This window comes from Sandaracinobacter neustonicus, assembly GCF_006385875.1.
In the GTDB taxonomy this organism is placed as follows: Bacteria; Pseudomonadota; Alphaproteobacteria; order Sphingomonadales; family Sphingomonadaceae; genus Sandaracinobacteroides; species Sandaracinobacteroides neustonicus.
This window is the reverse complement of sequence record NZ_VFSU01000011.1, coordinates 335,400-356,924: the sequence shown is the minus strand read 5'-3', so window position 1 is coordinate 356,924 and position 21,525 is coordinate 335,400. Positions and strand designations below refer to the sequence as shown.

25 protein-coding genes and 1 pseudogene are annotated in these 21,525 nt (G+C 65.4%); 24 read left to right on the top strand and 2 right to left on the bottom strand.

Translation table 11 applies throughout. The annotated features are described in order from the left end of the window. The first annotated feature begins 35 nt into the window (after positions 1-35). From FJQ54_RS03360 to FJQ54_RS03350, 3 genes are all read left to right on the top strand, one after another. Positions 36-4,358, top strand: a complete 4,323-nt coding sequence (locus tag FJQ54_RS03360) for a strawberry notch family protein (RefSeq protein WP_027297054.1) — start codon at positions 36-38, stop codon at positions 4,356-4,358. Further along, positions 4,358-5,392: a DUF7146 domain-containing protein gene (locus FJQ54_RS03355; RefSeq protein WP_027297055.1), complete on the top strand. Its 1,035-nt coding sequence runs from the start codon at positions 4,358-4,360 to the stop codon at positions 5,390-5,392. Before FJQ54_RS03360 ends, FJQ54_RS03355 begins: the two co-directional genes overlap by 1 nt. A 296-nt stretch (positions 5,393-5,688) precedes the next feature. After that, positions 5,689-6,612, top strand: coding sequence for a DUF2493 domain-containing protein (locus tag FJQ54_RS03350; protein WP_027297056.1), 924 nt, complete (start codon positions 5,689-5,691; stop codon positions 6,610-6,612). Positions 6,613-6,636: 24 nt separating this feature from the next. Here FJQ54_RS03350 and FJQ54_RS03345 read toward each other — a convergent pair whose 3' ends face one another. Continuing rightward, positions 6,637-6,855: a toxin-antitoxin system YwqK family antitoxin gene (locus FJQ54_RS03345; RefSeq protein WP_027297057.1), complete on the bottom strand. Its 219-nt coding sequence runs from the start codon at positions 6,853-6,855 to the stop codon at positions 6,637-6,639. A gap of 14 nt (positions 6,856-6,869) precedes the next feature. After that, positions 6,870-7,079, bottom strand: a complete 210-nt coding sequence (locus tag FJQ54_RS03340; RefSeq protein ID WP_027297058.1) for a hypothetical protein — start codon at positions 7,077-7,079, stop codon at positions 6,870-6,872. 313 nt (positions 7,080-7,392) lie between these two features. On the opposite strand from FJQ54_RS03340, the gene FJQ54_RS17385 reads away from it, so the two are divergent. The 21 genes and pseudogenes from FJQ54_RS17385 to FJQ54_RS03245 all read left to right on the top strand — a co-directional run bounded on the left by FJQ54_RS17385 (position 7,393) and on the right by FJQ54_RS03245 (position 21,519). Continuing rightward, positions 7,393-7,560, top strand: coding sequence for a hypothetical protein (locus tag FJQ54_RS17385; protein WP_167522629.1), 168 nt, complete (start codon positions 7,393-7,395; stop codon positions 7,558-7,560). A 143-nt stretch (positions 7,561-7,703) separates the two neighbouring features. Beyond that, positions 7,704-8,147, top strand: a complete 444-nt coding sequence (locus FJQ54_RS03335; protein ID WP_027297059.1) for a hypothetical protein — start codon at positions 7,704-7,706, stop codon at positions 8,145-8,147. A 556-nt stretch (positions 8,148-8,703) separates the two neighbouring features. Continuing rightward, a complete protein-coding gene (locus FJQ54_RS03330; protein WP_027297060.1) occupies positions 8,704-9,030 on the top strand; it encodes a DUF736 domain-containing protein in 327 nt (108 codons plus the stop codon). Positions 9,031-9,197: 167 nt separating this feature from the next. Beyond that, positions 9,198-9,440 (top strand): helix-turn-helix domain-containing protein, encoded by a 243-nt coding sequence (locus FJQ54_RS03325; RefSeq protein WP_027297061.1) that lies wholly within the window; start codon positions 9,198-9,200, stop codon positions 9,438-9,440. Between the two features lie 78 nt (positions 9,441-9,518). Beyond that, positions 9,519-9,821, top strand: a complete 303-nt coding sequence (locus tag FJQ54_RS03320; protein WP_058454244.1) for a DNA -binding domain-containing protein — start codon at positions 9,519-9,521, stop codon at positions 9,819-9,821. Positions 9,822-9,936: 115 nt separating this feature from the next. Further along, entirely contained in the window at positions 9,937-10,245 is a 309-nt protein-coding gene (locus FJQ54_RS18070) for a transcriptional regulator domain-containing protein (RefSeq protein WP_072492857.1), read from the top strand. A gap of 43 nt (positions 10,246-10,288) precedes the next feature. After that, positions 10,289-10,693 (top strand): DUF2285 domain-containing protein, encoded by a 405-nt coding sequence (locus FJQ54_RS03315; RefSeq protein WP_081798496.1) that lies wholly within the window; start codon positions 10,289-10,291, stop codon positions 10,691-10,693. 126 nt (positions 10,694-10,819) lie between these two features. Next, positions 10,820-11,104 (top strand): helix-turn-helix transcriptional regulator, encoded by a 285-nt coding sequence (locus FJQ54_RS03310; protein ID WP_024350838.1) that lies wholly within the window; start codon positions 10,820-10,822, stop codon positions 11,102-11,104. 13 nt (positions 11,105-11,117) lie between these two features. Beyond that, on the top strand, positions 11,118-12,005 hold the full coding sequence (locus FJQ54_RS03305) for a replication initiator protein A (RefSeq protein WP_027297064.1): 888 nt from the start codon (positions 11,118-11,120) through the stop codon (positions 12,003-12,005). Positions 12,006-12,179: 174 nt separating this feature from the next. Further along, positions 12,180-12,851 carry a ParA family partition ATPase gene (gene parA / locus FJQ54_RS03300; RefSeq protein ID WP_140926877.1) on the top strand — a complete coding sequence of 224 codons (672 nt, stop codon included), beginning with the start codon at positions 12,180-12,182 and terminating at the stop codon, positions 12,849-12,851. After that, the gene (locus tag FJQ54_RS03295) at positions 12,848-13,102 is read left to right on the top strand and encodes a hypothetical protein (protein ID WP_027297066.1); all 255 of its coding nucleotides are present in this window, start codon (positions 12,848-12,850) and stop codon (positions 13,100-13,102) included. The genes parA and FJQ54_RS03295 overlap by 4 nt, the downstream gene beginning before the upstream one ends. Beyond that, complete coding sequence (locus FJQ54_RS03290) at positions 13,099-13,620, top strand: DUF2840 domain-containing protein (RefSeq protein WP_027297067.1); 522 nt, start codon at positions 13,099-13,101, stop codon at positions 13,618-13,620. Before FJQ54_RS03295 ends, FJQ54_RS03290 begins: the two co-directional genes overlap by 4 nt. Beyond that, positions 13,617-14,162, top strand: a complete 546-nt coding sequence (locus FJQ54_RS03285) for a S26 family signal peptidase (RefSeq protein WP_062347402.1) — start codon at positions 13,617-13,619, stop codon at positions 14,160-14,162. Before FJQ54_RS03290 ends, FJQ54_RS03285 begins: the two co-directional genes overlap by 4 nt. A 46-nt stretch (positions 14,163-14,208) precedes the next feature. Next, a complete protein-coding gene (locus tag FJQ54_RS03280) occupies positions 14,209-14,556 on the top strand; it encodes a DUF736 domain-containing protein (RefSeq protein WP_027297069.1) in 348 nt (115 codons plus the stop codon). 3 nt (positions 14,557-14,559) lie between these two features. Continuing rightward, positions 14,560-15,321 (top strand): lytic transglycosylase domain-containing protein, encoded by a 762-nt coding sequence (locus tag FJQ54_RS03275; RefSeq protein ID WP_027297070.1) that lies wholly within the window; start codon positions 14,560-14,562, stop codon positions 15,319-15,321. A gap of 244 nt (positions 15,322-15,565) precedes the next feature. Beyond that, on the top strand, positions 15,566-17,305 hold the full coding sequence (locus FJQ54_RS03270) for a relaxase/mobilization nuclease domain-containing protein (RefSeq protein WP_027297071.1): 1,740 nt from the start codon (positions 15,566-15,568) through the stop codon (positions 17,303-17,305). Between the two features lie 25 nt (positions 17,306-17,330). Further along, positions 17,331-19,315, top strand: a pseudogene (locus tag FJQ54_RS03265) (conjugal transfer protein TraG). Positions 19,316-19,324: 9 nt separating this feature from the next. Then, positions 19,325-19,756, top strand: a complete 432-nt coding sequence (locus FJQ54_RS03260) for a hypothetical protein (RefSeq protein WP_024350828.1) — start codon at positions 19,325-19,327, stop codon at positions 19,754-19,756. A 217-nt stretch (positions 19,757-19,973) separates the two neighbouring features. Continuing rightward, the gene (gene trbB, locus FJQ54_RS03255; RefSeq protein ID WP_275436986.1) at positions 19,974-20,906 is read left to right on the top strand and encodes a P-type conjugative transfer ATPase TrbB; all 933 of its coding nucleotides are present in this window, start codon (positions 19,974-19,976) and stop codon (positions 20,904-20,906) included. Positions 20,907-20,908: 2 nt separating this feature from the next. Next, positions 20,909-21,238 carry a TrbC/VirB2 family protein gene (locus FJQ54_RS03250; RefSeq protein WP_432215183.1) on the top strand — a complete coding sequence of 110 codons (330 nt, stop codon included), beginning with the start codon at positions 20,909-20,911 and terminating at the stop codon, positions 21,236-21,238. Further along, positions 21,238-21,519, top strand: a complete 282-nt coding sequence (locus FJQ54_RS03245) for a VirB3 family type IV secretion system protein (RefSeq protein WP_027297074.1) — start codon at positions 21,238-21,240, stop codon at positions 21,517-21,519. The genes FJQ54_RS03250 and FJQ54_RS03245 overlap by 1 nt, the downstream gene beginning before the upstream one ends. The last annotated feature ends 6 nt before the right edge of the window (positions 21,520-21,525 follow it).

The window sequence follows — 21,525 nt, the reverse complement described above, 5'->3', positions numbered from 1 at the left end:
GGCTCGTCCGTTCTTGCTCTCTCGAGGTTCCCTCCATGCTTTACGCTCCCGTCTCCGGAGCCGCCCCGGCGGCCTCGCTTCCGCTCGCGCCCAACGCGCCGCCGGCCGCCGCCATTCTCGCCGCCGCCGGCCATCTCCTTCCTCATCTCGAACAGGGCCGCGCGATCGATGCCGCGATACTGCGCTCGGCCATGGAACAGGCCTTCGGCGCGTCCGACGCTAGCGGCGCCTGGGACTGGAAGACGGCCTATGACGCCTGCGAAGCGGCAACCATCCTCTTCATGCGCAAATACGGAAAGCCGCTTTTCCGCAAAGCCGCGTCTCCGGCAGCACGGCTCGCAGCGCTGAGCAAGATCGCCGGGCTGCTGCCGACGCACACGCGCCGGTCCGAAGAGGCTCAGGCCCGTCAGCAGTTCTCGACGCCGACGCCGCTTGGTCTCGCGGCCTTGACCGCCGCAGCGCTCACGTCCGCTGACCGGGTACTGGAGCCCTCGGCCGGCACGGGCCTGCTTGCGATCCTTGCCGAGATCGAAGGCTCCGATCTCATCCTCAATGAGCTGGCCGAGACCCGCGCCGATCTTCTTGCCGCTCTCTTTCCAGCTCATTCGGTCACGCGTTTCGACGCCGCGCAGATCGATGATCATCTCGACCGCGCCGCCATTCCCAGTGTCATCATCATGAACCCGCCGTTCTCGGTCATGGCGGCCGTCTCAGGACGCGTCGCCGACGCCGCCTATCGCCATATCGCTTCCGCTCTGGCGCGGCTCGCGCCGGGCGGCCGGTTGGTCGCGATCACCGGCGCAAATTTCTCGCCCGAGCTGCCGGCCTGGCGGGACCACTTCGCCCGGCTGCAGGAGCGCGGCCGCGTCGTGTTCAGTGCGGCGATCGCGGGCTCGGTCTATGCCAAGCACGGCACGACCATCGAAACGCGACTCACCGTCATCGACAAGGCGCCGGCCGAGGATGCGGCACGCTTCCCGGACTCCGTCGGCGTCGCGCCCGATGTGGCGACGCTGCTCGCCTGGATCGAGCGGGACGTGCCGCCGCGCATGGATGTCGCACTGCCCAAGGTCACGCCCGATGCCGCGCCGCGCACCGTCCGCGGTTATCTCGCCCGGGCCGCAGCCGCTACGCCCGCCTGGCGCACGGCTGAGATTCGAGGCGTGCCGCTGGACTACGAGACGGCCGAGTGGACGCCGCCCGAGGGTGACCGCCTGTCGGACGCGATCTACGAGGCCTATACGCTCCAGTCGATCCGCATCCCGGGCGCGCAGCCCCATCCCACCAAATTGGTGCAGTCGGCCGCCATGGCGTCGGTCGCGCCGCCGAAGCCGAGCTATCGCCCGACGCTTCCAGCCGCGATCGTCACCGAGGGCGTTCTGTCCGACGCCCAGCTCGAGACGGTGATCTACGCCGGCGAAGCTCATGGCGAACACCTCGCAGGCGCCTGGACCGTGGACGAGACCGGCGATCTCGTCACCGCCGCGCCGGACGACGCGCCAAACGCCGTCCGCTTCCGGCGGGGCTTTATGCTCGGCGACGGGACCGGCGCCGGCAAGGGCCGTCAATCCGCTGGCATCATCCTCGACAACTGGCTGCAGGGTCGCCGCAAGGCAGTATGGATCTCGAAGTCCGACAAGCTGCTGGAAGACGCGCAACGCGACTGGTCGGCGCTCGGTATGGAGCGTTTGCTGGTCACGCCGCTATCGCGTTTCCCTCAGGGCACGCGGATCCGTCTCAACGAAGGCGTCCTTTTCACCACCTATTCCACGCTACGGTCCGACGACCGTGGCGAGAAGCTTTCGCGGGTCAAACAGATCGTCGAATGGTTGGGCTCCGACTTCGATGGAGTCATTATTTTCGACGAGTCGCACGCAATGCAGAACGCCGGCGGCGGCAAGGGAGAACGGGGCGATGTTGCGCCCTCACAGCAGGGCCGTGCCGGGCTCCGGCTCCAGCACGCGCTGCCAAATGCGCGCGTTGTCTACGTCTCTGCCACGGGCGCGACAACCGTCAACAATCTCGCCTATGCCCAGCGGCTCGGCCTGTGGGGCGGTGACGATTTTCCCTTCGCCAACCGCGCCGAGTTCGTGGAGGCCGTCGACAATGGCGGTGTCGCGGCCATGGAGGTGCTTGCCCGCGACCTGCGCGCCCTCGGCCTCTACACGGCCCGGTCGCTCTCCTATGACGGTGTTGAATACGAACTGGTCGAGCAGCAGCTTACGCCCGCGCAAACCCGCATTTACGATGCGTACGCCGGCGCCTTCGCCATCATCCATAACCATCTCGACGCCGCGATGCAGGCCGCCAACATCACCGGCGATAGCGGCACCCTGAACCGTCAGGCGAAATCGGCCGCGCGTTCTGCATTCGAAAGCGCCAAGCAGCGGTTCTTCGGTCATCTGCTGACCAGCATGAAGACCCCGACGCTGATCCGCTCGATCGAGCAGGACCTGGCCGACGGGCACAGCGCCGTCATTCAGATCGTCTCAACCGGCGAGGCACTGATGGAGCGCCGACTGGCCGAGATCCCGACCGAGGAATGGAACGACGTGCGTGTCGACATCACGCCGCGGGAATATGTCCTCGACTATCTCGCCCATTCCTTCCCGGTGCAGCTCTACGAGCCGTTCTCCGACAGCGAGGGCAATCTGTCGTCGCGGCCAGTCTTCCGGGACGGTCAGCCCGTCGAGAGCAGGGAGGCCGTTGCCCGCCGTGACGAGCTGATCGAACGGCTCGCATCGCTAGAACCCGTTCCAGGCGCCCTCGACCAGATCGTCCAGCGCTTTGGCTCCGATGTCGTCGCCGAGGTCACCGGCCGTTCACGGCGCGTTGTGCGCAAGGGCGATCGCCTTGCCGTCGAAAATCGGGCGGGCTCGGCCAATCTCGCCGAGGCCGCCGCCTTCATGGACGACCAGAAGCGCATCCTGGTCTTCTCGGATGCGGGCGGTACGGGGCGCAGCTATCACGCCGATCTTGGCGCGAAGAACCAGCGCCTGCGTATCCACTATCTGCTGGAGCCGGGCTGGAAGGCCGATGCGGCGATCCAGGGTCTCGGTCGGACCAACAGGACCAATCAAGCTCAACCGCCGCTCTTCCGCCCGATCGCCACTGACGTGAAGGCTGAGAAGCGCTTCCTCTCCACGATCGCGCGTAGGCTCGATACACTCGGCGCCATCACGCGTGGGCAGCGCCAGACCGGCGGACAGGGTCTCTTCCGGCCAGAGGACAATCTCGAAAGCCCCTATGCGCGCGATGCGCTGCGCCAGCTCTATCTGCTGCTCGTGCGTGGCAAGGTCGAAAACTGCTCGCTCGACCGCTTTGAGTCCGCCACCGGACTCAAACTCACGGATGACAACGGCATCAAGGACGAGCTGCCGCCGATCACGACCTTCCTCAACCGTCTGCTCGCGCTGACCATCGACCTGCAGGGCGTGCTTTTTACGGCGTTTGAGCAGCTCCTGACGGCAAAGGTCGACGGGGCGGTTCGCAGTGGAGTCTATGACGCCGGACTCGAAACGCTGCAGGCCGAGAGCTTCATCGTCACCGGCAGCGAGGTGATCCATACGCACCCGGGCACCGGCGCGGAAACGCGCCTTCTCACCATCACCCGCCGGGAGCGCAATCGACCGACGAGCCTCGCCGAGGCGCTCGATCATCTCTCCGATCCGCGCGCACGGCTCCTGGTCAATGGTCGCTCCGGCCGCGCCGCCGTGCAGATTTCCGCACCATCGATGATGCTCGACGATGGCGAGATCGAGCGCCGCGTCTGCCTGGTCCGGCCGATGGAGCAGCACTATGCGCCGCTGCGCATGATGGGTGAGAGCCATTGGGAGGCAGCCGATCGCGCCGCCTTCGCCGCCGCGTGGTGGGCTGAGTTGAATGACGTGCCGGAGTTTTCCGACAGCACGATCCACATTGTCGCCGGCCTGTTGTTGCCGATCTGGAAGCGGCTGCCAAACGAGTCGACGCGGGTCTACCGGCTCCAGACCGATGGCGGCGAGCGCATCATCGGCCGCCGCGTCTCGCCCGCCTGGGCGGCAAACGCCGTCACCACGGGCGCAACATCGCTGACCCCTGAGCAGGCCTTCACCGCTCTGATGGACGGCACGACGATCCTCGATCTCGCTGACGGCCTTCAGCTTCGGCGCGCCCGCGTCATGAATGCCCAGCGCCTGGAGCTGACCGGCTTCACCGAGGCGATGCGGGACCGGCTGCGCACCTACGGCCTGTTCAGCGAGATCATCTCGTGGAAGCTCCGCTTTTTCGTGCCGGCCGACGCCGCCGGACCGGGCGTCCTCGCCAAGGTGCTCGATACATATCCCGTGGCGCGCATCTCCGAGCGGGAGGCCGCGTGATGGCACGTCAGGACGCTTCCGATCTTGCGCACAGTCTCGGCCGGCAGGCCGAGGCGGTGTGCCGGCATTATCTTTCCAGCGGTCGCCGCGAGGGCAACTACTGGCTCGTGGGCGATGCGCGCAACACACCCGGCCGCTCGATGTACGTCCGGCTCAAGGACACGCCGAAAGGTCCCGCCGGCAAATGGACCGATGCGGCGACGGGCGAGCATGGCGATCTCCTCGACGTCATCCGAGAAAGCTGCGGCCTCATCGACTTCAAGGATGTCGCCGACGAGGCGCGGACCTTTCTCTCAGTGCCGCCGGCACCGGAGGCCCGTCAGCACGAACGGCAGAACCCAGCGCCGCATGGCTCCCCCGAAGCGGCCCGCCGACTGGTCCGCATGTCGCAGCCGATCCACGGCACGCTCGTACAAACGTATTTACGGGAACGCGGCATTACGGATTTGCGCGGAACCGGAAGCCTGCATTTCCACCCGCGCTGCTATTATCGCCCCGAAGAGCATTCGCCGACCGAGACCTGGCCGGCGATGATCGCGGCCGTCACCGACCTCGACGGCAAGATCACCGGGGCGCATCGCACCTGGCTCGATCCGCGCCGCCGCGACAAGGCGCCAATCGACACGCCGAGGCGAGCCATGGGCGATCTTCTCGGCAACGCGGTCCGCTTCGGCATAGGCAGCGATGTGATAGCGGCGGGCGAAGGCATCGAGACCGTCCTGTCGCTTCGTCAGGTCCTTCCCGACATGCCTATGCTGGCGGCGCTCTCCGCGGCCCATCTCGCTGCCATCCTGTTCCCCGACACACTGCGGCGGCTCTACATCGTCCGCGACAACGATCCGGCCGGTGACGCTGCGCGCGACACCCTCATCGAACGGGCCGACGCGGCCGGGATCGAGGCGATTGTCATCTCGCCGCAGCTGGGCGACTTCAACCAGGATCTGCGCAGCCTCGGCCTGGACGCATTGAGCGTGGAAGCCCGGTTGCAGGTCGCGCCGCAGGACGTCGCGCGCTTCATGGCGTTGGCGGCATAGCCGGCAGGAAAACGGGCGTGAGGTTCGCCGCCGTGCTCGGCGGATGCATCATCCATCGGAGGGGGACCGCGCCTCGGCCTTCGAGAGGGCGATCGGCCCACAAGCCGGCCAACCGGGCAATGGCGGCGGCCGACTATTTTCCGGCGCGGCCCAGAGGCCGCTTTCCATCGCGAAGCAAAATTGCCGGCCTTAGCCATCGAGCCCTACGCTTTCGCTCCGGGTGCCCGGCCGTCCGGCCCGCGGGCTTCGTCGCCATGAAGGCCGCGACGGTCGCGGTCCAACCGATGGAGCATCCCATGCGCGATCACGACGACTACGAACCGCATCACGAATCCTCACCCACCGACCATGTCCTTAACGAACTGCAACTTCACGGCTACCGACCCTTCACCGACGAGCCCGACCAGCGGCTTCTGCCGGACGGCAACCAGGTCGCGGGCGCCGTCGCCGACATCTTCGACGCTCTAATCGGCACCCTGGCAGACACGCGCCTCGAACCTGACCTCGACGATCTCCTCTGGTCGACCGTGAACGTTTTCCACCGCGCGACCGACCGGATCGGCCGCGAACTGGATGACAATGAGCAGTCCCAGAAGCGGGCGCAGCGCGAACAGGACGGCAGCGAGGTGAAATCGGTCGAACTGGAGCGCCTGATCGCAGAGGGGATCACGCTGATAGAGCGCCAGAACGCCTTCGAGCTAATGCGCGACCAGGCCGCCGAACACTACGAACGCCACGTCGGCAAGCCTTGGCTCCCGCGCAGCGGATCGAAGGTCAACCATCGCAATCTGACTTCGGCGATGATCGACAGCCGCGACTTCTTGATGGCGAAGAAGCGCGCCGATCAAGAGGTGCTCCTGCCGCCTGGCCCCAAGATCGTCGTCACCGGCGGCCTCGACTTCAATGATCACCAGCTTATCTGGGCAAAGCTCGATCAGGTTCACGCCAAGCACGCCGGCATGGTTCTCGTCCATGGAAAGTCGCCAAAGGGTGCCGAGAGGATCGCCTCGCTCTGGGCATCGAACCGCAACGTTCCGCAGATCGGCTTTGCACCCGATTGGACCAAGCACGGACGGTCGGCACCGTTCAAGCGGAATGACCAGATGCTCGAGATCGTGCCGAAGGGCGTGCTGCACTTCCCGGGCACGGGCATAAATGACAACCTCGCCGACAAGGCCAAGAAACTCGGCATTCCGGTTTGGAAGCACGGCGGCGCGTAAGCGCCGCCACGCATGCGCCGCTGCCTAGCGCTTCATCTTCGTGACTTTGTAGACGCACCCGGAGCGATCATACGTGGTCCAATCACCAACCTGCTGACCGTCGTCGAAGTAGCCGGACCGCAGCTTCGAACCGTCCCGGCGAAACCACTCCCAGTATCCGGTAGGTTGTCCCTCCATCGTCTGGCCGACGACCCACAAGCTTCCGTCCTTGTGTCGCTTCTCGAAAGCGAGCGTCTCCGTCATTGGCAGCCCCACGTTCAGTCTGGCTCGCCTGTCACTGCGATACGGGCGGATCGCACGTAGAAGGCAAGCTCGGTGTCGTTTTCGATCAACGCGTCGAGAAGCGCTTTCATATCCGCTTGGTCCGAAGACGACTGGAAGGGGCCCGGCTGCCGCTCGATCGCCAGCACAGCGATCGTCAAAGCCTTCTTCAAGAGGTGCAGGCTCCTTCCTGTGAACTCCGCCATCGTCCAGCCCTTCGCGACTCTACACTTGCCGCCAAGAGCATAGCGCAAATAGCCATCTGAGGACACGACGCGAGGCTGAGTCGAAAGCAGTGTCGAGACTGTAAAACGGGTCTCCCGACGCGAAGACCACCTCCGCCTATCAGCGCTGATCCTTGGTCCAGCCGCGGACTTGTCGCCATCAACCCATGAAGGGTCGGCTATGCGAGCATGCCGCCGCTGCGGCTGCGCCTGCGCGGTGATTGCAGTCCACGGCCGAACACTTCGGGCGCCTGTCGGCGGGGGATGGTCCCCCGCTCCAGCAGGAGCCCAGCAGATGTCCCTCAATCAAGCTCACGCCTTCGCCTTCAGCCTCGCCACCACCCTGATGGTCTCGATTGTCATCTTCCAGGCAGGCGACGGCAGCATGGGTGTCATGCCCGCGGGCGAATATGACGGCGAACTCGCCGCGATCGTCCATGAGGTTGATCCCTTCGCCCGCTGATCGCGGGCAAGGCTTCACGGCCGCAAGCGGAAGTCCGGCAGGATTTCCGCTCCCGTCCCGGCTTGTCATTCGCTATACTTCAGGCGCGCTGTGGTGGTGGTGGAGGCGCGATCGTCAGCCATGAACGATTGGAAACCACTGCCATGATCGTCCTTGCCATACTCGCATCCCTCTTCGCCGTCGGCCTGCTCTGCTGGCTGGTGTTCACCTTGGCCGTTTTCGCTCTGCCCGCCTTCGTCGGCGTGACGACGGGCGCCTGGGCCAACGAAGGCGGCGCCGGCATTGCCGGCGCTGTCGTCGTGGGCGTGCTCGCAGCGGCGATGACGCTCGCCATCGGGCACCTCCTGATCGCCTTCGTACGTCCGATCTGGCTGAAACTCGTCGTGGCGGTCGCCTTCGTCGCCCCGGCGGCGATTGCGGGTTTTCATGCCACCCATGGCATCGTGAAGCACCTGATGCCGTCGGAAGCGTGGCAGATGGCGTTTTCGATCTTCGGGGCCGTCGCGGTCGGGATCACCGCCTTCCTCCGGGTCGCTGGACTAGTGGCGACTCCCAGCCCATCCAGCCCGGGCCTTACTCGGGCATAATCTTTGTCGACGTCGTTCCGGCGGATCGGAACAGCACAAGACAACGCATATCCTCGTAGCCTCCGAGGTTGCAGATGAAGCGGTGGGTGCTGATTGTTCATCGCCCCGAAAAGCAACCCGCGGGGGAGCGCTTTGGGCGACACCGGCAGCGCATCCGTTCGTGCACTGAAGGCAGAGACGCTCCCGGTGGCAGTGGACGGAGATGCTGGAGCGATGCCTGTCGATGGGGAACGAAGCTGCTGCGCACGCCCTGCGCCGACTTGCCGATGCGGGAGGGTCGCCATCTTCTCCGTTATCTGCCCGTGCCTAGACCGCTCCAAACGGCCTCTTCAATGGCCTGATCTGGCCGAAGTACGGCTTCGCCTCGATCGCCTATGACACAACAGCCGCGTCGAACTTTCTTCCCCTGCCGGCTGCGCCGTCATTCCTCGCGAGACAAGAAAGCCCTCCTAAGCTGTCAGGCCCCTTCGGGGTGCGCCGTCGACCGCCTCCGGCCTGCCGATCGCCATCGAGGCCGCAATGGTGCGGGCTCGGGAACGGAAAACGGAGAATTACAATGGCGACCATCGGCACCTTCAAGAAGACCGGCTCGAACGAGTTCACCGGCGAAATCGTCACCCTCAGCGTCCAGGCCAAGGGCGTGCGCATCGTCCCCGATACCCGCGCCACCGGCGAGAACGCTCCCAGCCACCGCGTCCTGGTGGGCCGCGCCGAGATCGGCGCCGCCTGGTCGAAGCGCTCCAACGAGGGCCGCGACTATCTCGGCCTCAAGCTCGACGATCCGAGCTTCAACGCCCCGATCTACGCCAACCTCTTCGACGACGAGGACGGCGATACCTTCTCGCTGATCTGGTCCCGCCCGAGCGGGCGGCGCGGCGACTGAGGTCTCCGCGCAAGGCCCCGGCCGGAAGGTCGGGGCCTTTCAGCTTTCTGGCGAACGAATCAGCTGACGTTTTCCCGGTCGGCTTTGCGGTGGTCAAACTGGCATAGGGCGACTATTATAGTCGTAGTTCTGGCGTGCGCGTAGGTCCGAGTGGGAGGTGATCATGCATGATCACCGCCCGACAATCACGGGCCGCGCGCGCGTTGCTGGGTTGGACACAGGAGACGCTCGCTGACAAGGCTCGCGTATCTCTGACCGCCCTCAAGCGCCTCGAGTCCGCCAGTGGCCTCGAGGTGTACGAGAGCACGCGGGATGAGGTCAGGCGCGCTTTCGAACAGAATGGCGTCGTGTTCCTGAGCTCCGACCGTGGTGTGGGAGTGATGGTGGTTGATCGCAAAGGGCAAGCCTGACGGCACGCGAGGAGCGAACTCGCAAACGCCCCACTCATCGGGTTGCGCTAGAAGCTCGCTCGTAACATCGTTAACAAAATGCTCCAGTATGGATGGATATCCGCGCCGGGGAACGCCGTGACTACAAGCTTATTTCTTGATGAACCGCCAAGCAGCGCGACGCCGACCGCCTATGACGCGGCCAATGTGAAGCTTTACCTGCGTTTGCTGGATGCCGAAGCGCAAGGCGCTTCCTGGGCAGACGTCGTCGAGACGATTTTCGGGATTTCGGTCAACGCCGAGCCCGAGCGTGCCGAGCGCGTTCACCGCTCGCATCTCGCGCGCGCAAAGTGGATGACGAAGAACGGCTATAGCGGTTTGCTGGCCGGCCGCGTGAACTGAACGTGATGCAGGTTTCGCATCACGTTGCTCCGCCTTCGTTATTCCCAGCCCTCACACAACTTGGAATCGTGTCCGCAGCTCAATTCGCGCGCTAAAACTGCGGAGGCTGTGGAGGATGTCTGAAGAAGATTCTTGGCGGTCAGAGGCCGCTTACGACTATGTCGATGCTCTGTCTCCCGGAGATCTTGCCTGGGAGTTTTTGCGGAGAAACACCGAGTACCGGCGATCATACGACGAATTCCTCCAGGCAGGCGACAACACCGAAGAACTGACCCGGGAGTTTACATCCCGATGGGGGTTGCGATTTCCCGGCAGACCCTTCTGCATCTGCAATCGTCTCTCCAGTCTATTGGGACGCCCACTTCGATCCATCGATCGTCGTCCTCGGCAAAATCCCGACGGCTCACACGCCTCCCTCACTTGACGATTTCATCAGGGCGCAGGCCATAAATGGCATCGATGGCGAGATGCTGCGCCTTCAGCTCCGGGGAGAAAAGTTCGACGCTTCTCTGCGCGACGGTGCCGGAAGTCTCGCGGCCATGGTCCTTCTCGATGAGCTTACGCCCGACCGCCTGAGCGCGCTGGCTCGCTTTTGGGCGGCTCTCGCTGGAAAAACCGTCCCGCCGGATCCGCGTATCACCCGATCCCGACAAAAGCGGGCGCGAGAAATGCTGCGCGTCCTCGACGGTCGGGCATCCGGAGCGACGTATCGTGCAATCGCCGACGCCGTCTTTCCCAAACATGATCACGACGCAGCCTCGTGGGTAGGCAGCGCAATCCGCGAGACGACCATTCGCCTGGCTAGAGACGGCACGAAGCTCGTTCAGGGCGGCTATCGTTCGATCTTGCGCCGGCCACGCCGAGACCGCTGACGCCCCAAAGGGTGTCGAACTTATCTCCTTTACTTCGACATCGTGCCGACCGCCGCAATCGCGCCACCGTGACCGCAATCCGCCGCCTGTCCGAGGCAGGCGCCGCGAAACCACGGAGGTTCGATCATGGACGAAACGGCCGCCCCCATGCCGCCACGCTACCTCAGGACAGAGGAAGCCGCGCGCTTTCTCGGGCTGTCGGAGCGCACGCTCGAAAAGCACCGAACATATGGCACCGGACCGACATACCGGAAGCTCGGTGGACGGGTGGTCTATTCGCTGACCGACCTGCAGGCGTGGGCCGATCGCGGCTTGGTGACCTCCACCTCGGATCCGCGTGGCGGCATCGTCGCTCCTGCGAAAGCTGCGGCCTCCCAAGGCCGCAACGCCGGCACGTCCGGCCTTCGCTGATCCGGTCTCCGTGATGTCGTCCCGCCATCAACGCAGCGACGAGCGAGCGCAACTCGACCTCTTCCGGGCGCTGCCCGGTGACTTGGCGCCTCGCGATGCGCAGGACCTGATGGCCTATCCGTTCTTCTCCCTCGCCAAGTCGAAGCGGCTTGCGCCGATCGACTTCAAGGCCGGATCGGTCAAGATCCGTGTCGAGGCAGTGCCCGAGCATGGCATGGCGACGATCTGGGACGCCGACATCCTCATCTGGGCCGCCTCACAGATCGTCGAGGCTCGCGACGTGGGGCTCCAGCCGTCGCGGCTGATGGCCACGACCCCGTATGAAATCCTGAACTTCATCGGCCGCGGCGTATCGCTGCGTGATTACGATCGGCTCAAGGCCGCACTCGACCGACTGCAGTCGACTACCGTCGCGACCTCGATCCGCCAGCCGACAGAGCGTCGGATGCACCGGTTCTCCTGGATCAACGAGTGGAAGGAACGAGCCGACCAACGCGGCAGGCCGCTCGGCCTCGAACTCATCGTTCCCGACTGGTTTTACAGCGCGGTGCTCGACGACGCGCTGGTGCTCAGCATCGACCGCAACTACTTCGGCCTGACCGGAGGGCTGGAGCGCTGGCTGTACCGCCTGGTGCGCAAGCACGGCGGCAAGCAGGAGTTCGGCTGGAGCTTCGACTTTCCGCACCTCCATGCAAAGTCTGGTAGCCTCTCGCCGCTCAAGCACTTTGCCTACGACCTCCGCGAGATCGTCCGCCGGCAGCCGCTCCCCGGGTATCAGCTCACCATCGAGCAGTGCGTCGGCGGTCCCGACATCCTGTCCTTCGCACCCACCGATCCCGACGCGCTTGGCATTCCGCGCCGCCGTCGCCGCTCGAAAACTCGCCCTGGGGATAAGCTGTGAATCGTCTCGTGCTATCGGGGACCGGCACTATCGTGCCATCGGGGACCGAAGTCTCGTGCTATCGGGGACCGGATTCGACGAATCCTCGCGCTGAATCAGCGACTTGCAAGCCCTGTAACTTATCTAACCTAGATTCCTACGGAATCTTTCTAACGCGACCGTGCTTTTCGGCCGCTGTGGACGAGTCCCCGATCGCCGGGAGACCGTCATGATCTCGCGCTGCTCAACCAGAAGGGCGGCGTCGGGAAGACGACGCTCGCCCTGCACCTCGCCGGCGAATGGGCTCGCCGTGGACAGCGCGTGACGCTGATCGACGCCGACCCCCAGGGTTCGGCGCTCGACTGGTCGCAGCAGCGCAGCCGAGAGGGGTTGGAGCGGCTGTTCGGTGTCGTCGGCCTGGCCCGTGACACGCTCCACCGCGAAGCGCCGGAGTTGGCCCGCGACGTTGACCATGTCGTCATCGACGGCCCGCCGCGCGTCGCTGGGCTGATGCGCTCGGCGCTGCTCGCGGCCGATCTCGTGCTCATTCCGGTGCAGCCGTCGCCGCTCGATGGCTGGGCCTCCGCCGAAATGCTCTCGCTGCTCGGCGAGGCACGCATCTACCGCCCGCAACTCGCCGCCCGCTTCGTGCTGAACCGCTGCGCGGCTCGCACCGTGTTGGCGCGCGAGACCGCCGAAACGCTCGCGGATCACGACCCGCCCTTGCTCTCGACCACGATCGGCCAGCGCATCGTCTTCGCCGATGTCGTGCAGACCGGCCGGCTCGCCGCCGAGCAGGACGAGGATTGCCCTGGCGCGCGCGAGATCGCCGCGCTCGCGGCGGAAGTCGCGAGGATCGGCGCATGAGCGCGCGGTCCCCGAAACGCAGCTTCGCGGCGCGTCCGGCCGATCCGGAGAGCTGGATCAAGGCGCCCGAGCGCCACACCCCGCGCGCACAAGCCGGCGTGGACTTCTCGGCGCGACTGACGATCGACGTGACTGCGGATATGCGCGGCCGCATCAAGATCGCCGCCTTCCAGCGCGGGCAGACCGTCGCCGACATGCTGCGCGCGCTGTTCGAGCGCGAATTCCCACCCCCGTCAGGAGAAGGATCATGACCGGCCATGTCGCCGCGCCAATGCGCTTCGGCCGCGCTGCCGCCGAGCCGCCGCCAGAAGCTTTCACCCAGGTCGAACTTACTTGGGTCGAGAAGCGAACGGAGCACTGGATACGGTTCGGTCGCGAGATACGCGAACAGATCCTCGACCGGCGCCGACGCATCCTCTTCTTCCCTCCCGGAAGCATCTTTGCGCTGGTCCGATGGGCCGCGAATGAGCATGGGACCGTGCTCTCGCGCCTCGACATCCTGCGCGCTGTTGAGCCTGCTGCGCCGTGCCAGACGATGCCGACCGTCACGCCCGGAGCGGACATCCTCCTGCGCGTCGACGGCTGGCCGAAGGTGGAGCGCATGCTCAAGCTCATCGACGCCATCGAGGCGCGTGGCATCGAGCCGATCGAGGTCTCGCCGGACCATTGGCGCCACGTCCACAACCGAATGACCGCCGGCGAAACGCCACGCGCTTATGGTCTTCGGCAGCATCGCGCCTTTCTCCTGCGCGAGGAGATCGGCGCATGACGCGGCTCTCCTACGCCATCGCCACGACGGCGGCGGTGTCGCTTCTAGGCCTCGCCTCGATCGCCTCATTCGCGCCGCGCCTCATCTGGAACGCTTCAGCCAGCACGCCGGTCGGCTTCTACACGATCGGCGATGTAGGCGCCCTCGACGTGACCGATCTGGTGGCGGTCGACGCGCCCGAGCCGCTCGCGACATTCCTGTCCGATGGCGACTACCTGCCACGCGGCGTACCGCTCTTGAAGCGCGTCGCCGCGCTCCCGGGTCAGCGGGTTTGCCGGACCGGGCTCGCTATCACGGTCGACGGCGTGCCGATCGGCGACGCCCTCGATCGCGATCGTCGCGGTCGCCCGCTCCCCGTTTGGCAGGGCTGCCGCTTGGTCGCGGCTGGCGAGTTGTTCCTGATGAACTGGCAGGTCCGCGACAGCCTCGACGGCCGCTACTTCGGCCCGCTTCCGGCCACCGCCGTGATCGGCCGGGCCACCCCTCTCTACACCGACGAGGACGGCGATGGCCGCTTCGTCTGGCGCGCGCCGACGCGGTGACGGCGCGCCCATGACCCTGTCCACCGCAATCTGAAGGAGACGACCAATGCCCGTGATCGGTCAATTCATGCGCGAGAATGATGGCTTCATCGGCCATCTGACGACACTTTCCATACACCAGGACATCATCATCGTCGCGGCCGAGCCGTCCGAAGCTGAGAACGCGCCCGACTACCGCGTCCATGTGCTCGACACCATGAGCAACGAGACCGGCGCGGAGATCGGCGCGGGTTGGAAGCGCACCGGCGAGAAGGCCGGCGAATACGTCTCGCTGCAGCTTGACGATCCGACCTTCGAACATCCGATCCGCGCCAACCTGTTCCAGTCGGCCGACGACAAGTCCGCCTGGGGCCTGCACTGGAACCGTCCGCCAAAGCGCGGCGAGCGGGACTGAACGATGCCCGCCACACGCATCAAACCTGTCGTCGGAGGGAGGATCGCCCTCCGACGTGCAGCTCTCCTTCTCCTTTCCGGCCTGGTCCTCGCCGGATCCGCCGCGAGCACTGCATGCGCCCAGCAGGCGCAGGTCGAGCAGCCATCACGCAGCGATCCCTATGGCGCGTACATCGCAGAGGCGTCTCAGCGGTTTGGCGTTCCAGAAACGTGGATACGTGCCGTCATGCGCGTCGAAAGCGCGGGCGATGTGCGCGCGATCTCGTCGGCCGGCGCAATGAGCCTGATGCAAATCATGCCCGTCACGTGGGAGGAGTTGCGCGTCCGGCATCGGCTCGGCGGCAATCCCTACGACCCCCGGGACAACATTCTGGCGGGTGCTGCATATCTGCGCGAGATGCACGACCGCTACGGATCGCCGGGGTTTTTGGCGGCGTACAACGCGGGTCCGGGCCGCTACGAAGAGTATCTCGCCGGCCGCCCATTGCCGGCCGAAACGCGCGCCTATGTCGCGACGCTCGCCCCCATCGTGGGGGGCGGTGAACTCACCGGCCCTGTCATGGTGGCGTCCGCCGATCCGCTGACCTGGACGAGAGCGCCGCTCTTCGTCGCACAGTCGGCCGGCAGAGAGTCTGTCGTGCCGTTGCAGTCTGAAGGCAAGTCGGACACCGCCACGGCGGCGGCACCGGTGCGCGATCAAGGCCCCGTGGCTTCGCCCACCGATGGCCTTTTCGTTGCGCGCAGCGTTTCCGGGGGACCGCGATGACCGCGTTCGCACCCGTTCGTACCGTGGCGTGCCTTGGCGGGAGATGGGCAGTCTGCGGAGGGGGAGCAGTCAGCACAACCGAACGATGGCGAGATAAAAGCCGGCGATGTGCGGCTTGGTGCGGTCGTGTGTTTTCAGGGACTTATGGCGCATTTGCGCGAGGTGCGCCTAACTGGCGCAGCCTGCGCTATCGCCATTTTTCCAAGTGGTTCCTTCGCTTTGCGCGATGTGCGGAGCTTTGGCGATGAGCGGCGAGGACGATTTCCGCATCCGGCCTGGCCGCATCCGCTCGACCCGCGCGCAACAGGCACGGCCCTTCATCGCTCAGGCACTTGCGGCCGCACAGCGGGCTGGCGGCCGCGTCTCGCGATCCGGCCAGATCACCAAGAGCAATCGCTCGCGGTTCGGTCGCGGGCAGCGCGCGACAGTGCAGGCCAACCGGCTCCTGACCAGCCGGTCGCGCAACGTGGTTATCAAGACGCGCGTCGTGCGGCACACCGCCAAGGCCGCGCCGCTTAGCGCCCACCTCAACTACCTCCGGCGCGAGGGTGTTACCCGGGACGGGGAGAAGGCCAAGCTGTTCGGTCCCGAGACCGGAGACGACGATCCCAAGGCCTTCGCTGAGCGAACCCAGGACGACCGCCATCATTTCCGCTTCATCGTCTCACCGGAGGACGCAACGGAGATGTCCGACCTCAAGACATACGCCCGCGACCTGATGGGGCAGATGGAAAAGGACCTCGGCACCAAGCTCGACTGGGTCGGCGTCGATCATTGGAACACCGACAATCCCCATGTCCACATCATCCTGCGGGGACGTACCGACGACGGCCAGGACCTCGTAATCTCCCGCGACTACATCAAGGAGGGCATGCGCGCCCGCGCGCAGGACCTCGTCACCCAGGAACTGGGGCCCCGCACCGAGCAGGAGATCCGTCGTAACCTCGGACGTCAGGTCGAGGCGGAACGCTGGACCGATCTCGATCGGCAGATCTCCCGCGACAGCTATCGCACCGGCATCGTCGACCTCGCGCCACGTCCCGATCAGAAGCCTGACGAGTTCCACGCGTTGAAGGTCGGCAGGCTGCGCAAGCTGGAGACGCTTGGTCTCGCCGATCAGGTCGGTCCCGGTCAGTGGGTTGTGTCGGAGACTGCGGAGAAGACTCTACGCGCCCTCGGTGAACGCGGCGACATCATCAAGCGCATCCATCGTGGCCTGACCGAGCGCGGCATCGAGCGTGGCGCCGCGAGCTATGTGCTCGCGGGCGAAAGCATCGATGACCCTGTCATCGGGCGTCTGGTCGATCGCGGTCTCGACGACGAACTGAAGGGCACGGCCTATGCCGTCGTCGACGGCACCGACGGGCGAACCCATCATATTAAGCTCCCCGATCTCGACGCGGCTGCCGACAGCGCGCCGGGTTCGATCGTCGAGCTGCGCAAGTTCGACGACGTGCAGGGCCGCCGCCGTGTCGCACTCGCTGTTCGATCCGATCTCGATATCGAACAGCAGGTCCATGCGACCGGCGCCACCTGGCTCGACCGGCAGGCTATCGCCCGCGAACCGGTGGCTCTCGGTGGTGGCGGCTTTGGCGCGGAGGTGCGGCAGGCAATGGACCGACGCGCCGAGCATCTTATCCACCAAGGGCTCGCCGAGCGTCAGACCCGCGGCGTCAGCTTCTCGCCGGGGCTGATCGAAACTTTGCGCCAGCGCGAGGTCGAAGCGCTCGGGGAGAAGCTCGCGGCCGAGACCGGCCGGCCATTCTCGAAGGCCGGAACGGGCGAGTATGTGGCGGGCACCTATCGCCAGCGCTTCGCGCTCGCCTCCGGCCGCTTCGCCATGATCGACGACGGGCTCGGCTTCCAGCTCGTGCCCTGGTCGCCGTCCCTCGAACGTCAACTCGGCCAGCACGTCTCCGGGGTCTCGCGCGGGGGCGGCGGCGTCGACTGGAGCTTCGGCCGCAATCGCGGCCTCGGCATGTAGCCCCACCAAGAAAGGAGTACCTGCCATGTCGGCGACGAAAATCCTCTGGGGGCAGATCCTCACCGTTTTCCTGATCGTGTTGATGACGACCTGGGGCGCCACGCAATGGACAGCCTACCGTCTCGGCTTCCAGCCCCAGCTCGGTCAGCCTTGGTTCGAACTGGCCGGATGGCCGATCTATTATCCCCCGGCCTTCTTCTGGTGGTGGTATTTCTACGACGCCTATGCGCCGCCGATCTTTGTCGAGGGCGCCTATATCGCCGCGTCGGGTGGCTTCATCTCCATCGCCGTCGCGATCGGCATGTCGGTATGGCGGGCGCGTGAAGCCAAGAACGTCGAGACCTATGGCTCGGCCCGCTGGGCGCGACCGGAAGAGGTGAAGGCGGCAGGACTGCTCGGCCCCGACGGAGTCGTACTCGGCAGGCATGAGCGCGAGTATCTTCGCCATGACGGTCCGGAGCATGTGCTGTGCTTCGCGCCGACCCGTTCCGGCAAGGGCGTTGGCCTGGTGGTGCCTTCGCTCTTGACCTGGCCGGGGTCAGCGATCGTCCACGACATCAAGGGCGAGAACTGGACGCTCACCGCCGGCTATCGCGCATGGCATGGCCGCGTGCTGCTCTTCGATCCGACGAACGCGAAGTCGGCGGCCTACAATCCGTTGCTTGAGGTGCGACGGGGCGAATGGGAAGTCCGCGACGTGCAGAACATCGCCGACATTCTCGTCGACCCGGAAGGCTCGCTCGAAAAGCGAAACCACTGGGAGAAGACATCGCACGCGCTTCTGGTCGGCGCGATCCTGCACGTCCTGTACGCAGAGGCCGACAAGACATTGGCCGGCGTCGCCGCCTTCCTCTCCGATCCGAAGCGCCCGATCGAGTCGACGCTCGCGGCGATGATGAAGACCGCCCATCTCGGCGAGGCCGGTCCACATCCGGTGATTGCCAGCGCCGCCCGCGAGTTGCTCAACAAGTCCGATAACGAGCGCTCCGGGGTGCTGTCGACAGCGATGTCGTTCCTCGGCCTGTATCGCGATCCCGTGGTCGCGGAAGTTACCCGTCGGTGCGACTGGCGCATCGCCGACATGGTCGGCGGCAAGTATCCGACCACGCTCTACCTCGTGGTGCCGCCATCTGACATAAACCGGACCAAGCCGCTGATCCGCCTGATCCTTAATCAGGTCGGCCGCCGTCTGACCGAGGACCTCCAGGCGAAGGGCAATCGCCATCGGCTGCTGCTCATGCTCGACGAGTTTCCCGCGCTTGGGCGCCTGGACTTTTTCGAGAGCGCGCTCGCCTTCATGGCGGGCTACGGTCTGAAGGCGTTCCTCATCGCGCAATCGCTGAACCAAATCGAGAAAGCTTACGGTCCGAACAACTCGATCCTCGATAACTGCCATGTGCGCGTCAGCTTCGCCACCAACGACGAGCGAACTGCGAAGCGCGTTTCGGATGCGCTTGGAACCGCGACCGAAATGAAGGCCATGAAGAACTACGCCGGCCACCGGCTATCGCCCTGGCTCGGCCACCTGATGGTCTCGCGCTCGGAGACTGCTCGGCAACTGCTCACGCCGGGCGAGATCATGCAGCTCCCGCCGTCAGACGAGATCGTCATGGTCGCCGGCATCCCGCCTATCCGCGCAAAGAAGGCCCGCTATTACGAGGATCGTCGGCTTCAGGAGCGCATCCTTACGCCTCCCGCACTCACGAAGCCCGCAAGCGCTCGAGCCGACGATTGGAGCGCGCTCGCCATACCGAAACCCCCGTGCTGAGTGCGCCAGCTACGGCAGATAATCTGGCCGACGACGACCCGACGGACTCCGAGCAACGGCATCAGCCTGAACTGAGCCGCACGAAAACCGTCGAACGCAAGGCGATCGTCGACAACGAATTCGAGATCGATCCTCGCGACGACGTCGATGAGGATGCTGCGCGCCTCAGCCGCATGACGCAGACCATGCGCCAGGTCGCTCGGCAGGCATCGCTCGATCCTGGCGATGGCATCGAGCTGTAGGAGGCGGGGGTGACCAAGCCTTTGAAGAAGCAGCGGCTGTCGGTCTATCTCGACCCGGACGTCATGAAGGCGCTCGCAGCCCATGCTGCCCGGCGCGATCTGTCCCTGTCACTGGTAGCCGAGGCCGGTATCGCTTCATTCCTCTCGCCGGACGCTGCCGAGCGTCAGGAGGCCGCGACGACGAAGCGGCTTGACCAGCTCGACCGACGCATGGCGCGTATGGAGCGCGATCTGGGAATATCGGTCGAGACGCTCGCAGTGTTCATCCGCTTCTGGCTGACCTCCAACCCGCCGTTGCCGGAGCCGGCGCAGGTCGCGGCTCGCGCCAAAGCGTCGGAGCGCTACGAAGCCTTCGTGACCGCGCTCGGAAGACGACTCGCGCAAGGTCCGAAGCTCAGGCAGGAAATCGCGGAAGACATCCCCGCGCGCGACGCGGAATAATCACTGTTTGACGCATCACAAGTATTCGACCGTTCCGCCGTTTCCCTGTCTTTGTACGCCACAGTACGACGGCCACATGATGGTTGTTGTCACGCCATGATTTCTGCCTCTTCTACTCATCCCCGATCCAGGGCCGCCCGCGGCGGTCCCGCAAAAGAACGGGGACGACGTGACGGCAGCTCACCAGAAATCGGAGGCGATCCTTCGCGGGGCTCGGATGCTGCGCACTGCGCTCGGCCCGGCGATCGCCACGTTTTTGGAAGACCCCGCGATCGTCGAGGTGATGCTCAACCCCGACGGGCGGCTCTGGGTCGACCGGTTGTCGGAAGGTCTCTCCGACACCGGTGAACGCCTATCTCCAGCCGACGGCGAACGCATAGTTCGACTTGTCGCGCATCACGTCGGGGCCGAGGTTCATGCCGGGGCGCCTCGCGTCTCCGCCGAACTGCCTGAAACAGGGGAGCGGTTTGAGGGCCTTCTGCCGCCGGTGGTGTCCGCGCCGGCTTTCGCGATCAGGAAGCCAGCCGTCGCCGTGTTCACGCTCGATGACTATGTCGCGGCAGGCATCATGCTGTCCGACCAAGCCGAAACGCTGCGTCAGGCCGTTCTTCATAGGCGGAACATTCTCGTAGCCGGCGGCACCTCCACCGGTAAGACCACGCTCACGAACGCCCTGTTAGCGGAGGTATCGAAGACTTCCGATCGCGTCGTGTTGATCGAGGACACCCGTGAACTGCAATGCGCCGCGCCAAACCTGGTCGCAATGCGCACGAAGGACGGCGTCGCTTCTCTCTCCGATCTTGTCCGTTCCTCGCTGCGTCTTCGTCCCGACCGCATCCCGATCGGCGAGGTGCGCGGTGCAGAGGCGCTCGATCTGCTGAAGGCCTGGGGCACTGGGCATCCCGGCGGCGTCGGCACGATCCACGCCGGCACCGCCATCGGCGCTCTTCGCCGGATGGAGCAACTCATCCAGGAAGCCGTCGTCACGGTTCCGCGCGCGCTGATCGCCGAGACCATTGATCTGGTTGCGGTGCTCTCCGGCCGCGGCTCCTCGCGCCGCCTGGCCGAGCTTGCCCGCGTCGAAGGCCTGGGCCCCGACGGTGACTACTGCGTCACTCCAACAATTCCGTCCATCTCAGGAGACAGGTAATGATCAAGCATGCCCTGCGCATCCGCCGTCACATCGCCACGGCGGCTTCCGTCACTTTCATTTCCATAGCCCTCGCACCTGCCGCTCATGCGTCCGGTTCGTCGATGCCATGGGAAGCTCCCCTGCAGTCGATTCTCGAATCGATCGAGGGCCCGGTCGCAAAGATCATCGCGGTGATGATCATCATCATCACCGGCCTGACTCTCGCCTTCGGCGACACGTCGGGCGGAGCGCGCCGCCTGATCCAGATCGTGTTCGGCCTGTCGATCGCCTTCGCCGCGTCGAGCTTCTTCCTGTCGTTCTTCTCGTTCGGCGGCGGGGCGCTTGTCTGATGGCCGTTGGAGCGGATCATAGCGCGGACGTGCCGGGCTTTTCCGTGCCGGTTCATCGTGCGCTGACCGAGCACATCCTGCTCGGCGGTGCGCCGCGCTCGCTCGCGATCCTCAATGGCACCCTGGCCGCCGCGCTTGGCTTGGGCCTTCGCCTTTGGCTGGTCGGGCTGGCGCTATGGGCAGTCGGCCACTTCGCCGCCGTCTGGGCGGCCAAACGTGATGCGCAATTTGTCGACGTCGTGCGCAAACATCTGCGCATCCCCGGCCACTTGGCGACTTGAGGAGCC

Coding starts and splice junctions, on each gene's coding strand:
- FJQ54_RS03360 (WP_027297054.1), top strand. CDS start 36: ATGCTTTACGCTCCCGTCTCCGGAGCCGCCCCGGCGGCCTCGCTTCCG.
- FJQ54_RS03355 (WP_027297055.1), top strand. CDS start 4,358: ATGGCACGTCAGGACGCTTCCGATCTTGCGCACAGTCTCGGCCGGCAG.
- FJQ54_RS03350 (WP_027297056.1), top strand. CDS start 5,689: ATGCGCGATCACGACGACTACGAACCGCATCACGAATCCTCACCCACC.
- FJQ54_RS03345 (WP_027297057.1), bottom strand. CDS start 6,855: ATGACGGAGACGCTCGCTTTCGAGAAGCGACACAAGGACGGAAGCTTG.
- FJQ54_RS03340 (WP_027297058.1), bottom strand. CDS start 7,079: ATGGCGGAGTTCACAGGAAGGAGCCTGCACCTCTTGAAGAAGGCTTTG.
- FJQ54_RS17385 (WP_167522629.1), top strand. CDS start 7,393: ATGTCCCTCAATCAAGCTCACGCCTTCGCCTTCAGCCTCGCCACCACC.
- FJQ54_RS03335 (WP_027297059.1), top strand. CDS start 7,704: ATGATCGTCCTTGCCATACTCGCATCCCTCTTCGCCGTCGGCCTGCTC.
- FJQ54_RS03330 (WP_027297060.1), top strand. CDS start 8,704: ATGGCGACCATCGGCACCTTCAAGAAGACCGGCTCGAACGAGTTCACC.
- FJQ54_RS03325 (WP_027297061.1), top strand. CDS start 9,198: ATGATCACCGCCCGACAATCACGGGCCGCGCGCGCGTTGCTGGGTTGG.
- FJQ54_RS03320 (WP_058454244.1), top strand. CDS start 9,519: ATGCTCCAGTATGGATGGATATCCGCGCCGGGGAACGCCGTGACTACA.
- FJQ54_RS18070 (WP_072492857.1), top strand. CDS start 9,937: ATGTCTGAAGAAGATTCTTGGCGGTCAGAGGCCGCTTACGACTATGTC.
- FJQ54_RS03315 (WP_081798496.1), top strand. CDS start 10,289: ATGCTGCGCCTTCAGCTCCGGGGAGAAAAGTTCGACGCTTCTCTGCGC.
- FJQ54_RS03310 (WP_024350838.1), top strand. CDS start 10,820: ATGGACGAAACGGCCGCCCCCATGCCGCCACGCTACCTCAGGACAGAG.
- FJQ54_RS03305 (WP_027297064.1), top strand. CDS start 11,118: ATGTCGTCCCGCCATCAACGCAGCGACGAGCGAGCGCAACTCGACCTC.
- FJQ54_RS03295 (WP_027297066.1), top strand. CDS start 12,848: ATGAGCGCGCGGTCCCCGAAACGCAGCTTCGCGGCGCGTCCGGCCGAT.
- FJQ54_RS03290 (WP_027297067.1), top strand. CDS start 13,099: ATGACCGGCCATGTCGCCGCGCCAATGCGCTTCGGCCGCGCTGCCGCC.
- FJQ54_RS03285 (WP_062347402.1), top strand. CDS start 13,617: ATGACGCGGCTCTCCTACGCCATCGCCACGACGGCGGCGGTGTCGCTT.
- FJQ54_RS03280 (WP_027297069.1), top strand. CDS start 14,209: ATGCCCGTGATCGGTCAATTCATGCGCGAGAATGATGGCTTCATCGGC.
- FJQ54_RS03275 (WP_027297070.1), top strand. CDS start 14,560: ATGCCCGCCACACGCATCAAACCTGTCGTCGGAGGGAGGATCGCCCTC.
- FJQ54_RS03270 (WP_027297071.1), top strand. CDS start 15,566: ATGAGCGGCGAGGACGATTTCCGCATCCGGCCTGGCCGCATCCGCTCG.
- trbB (WP_275436986.1), top strand. CDS start 19,974: ATGCTGCGCACTGCGCTCGGCCCGGCGATCGCCACGTTTTTGGAAGAC.
- FJQ54_RS03245 (WP_027297074.1), top strand. CDS start 21,238: ATGGCCGTTGGAGCGGATCATAGCGCGGACGTGCCGGGCTTTTCCGTG.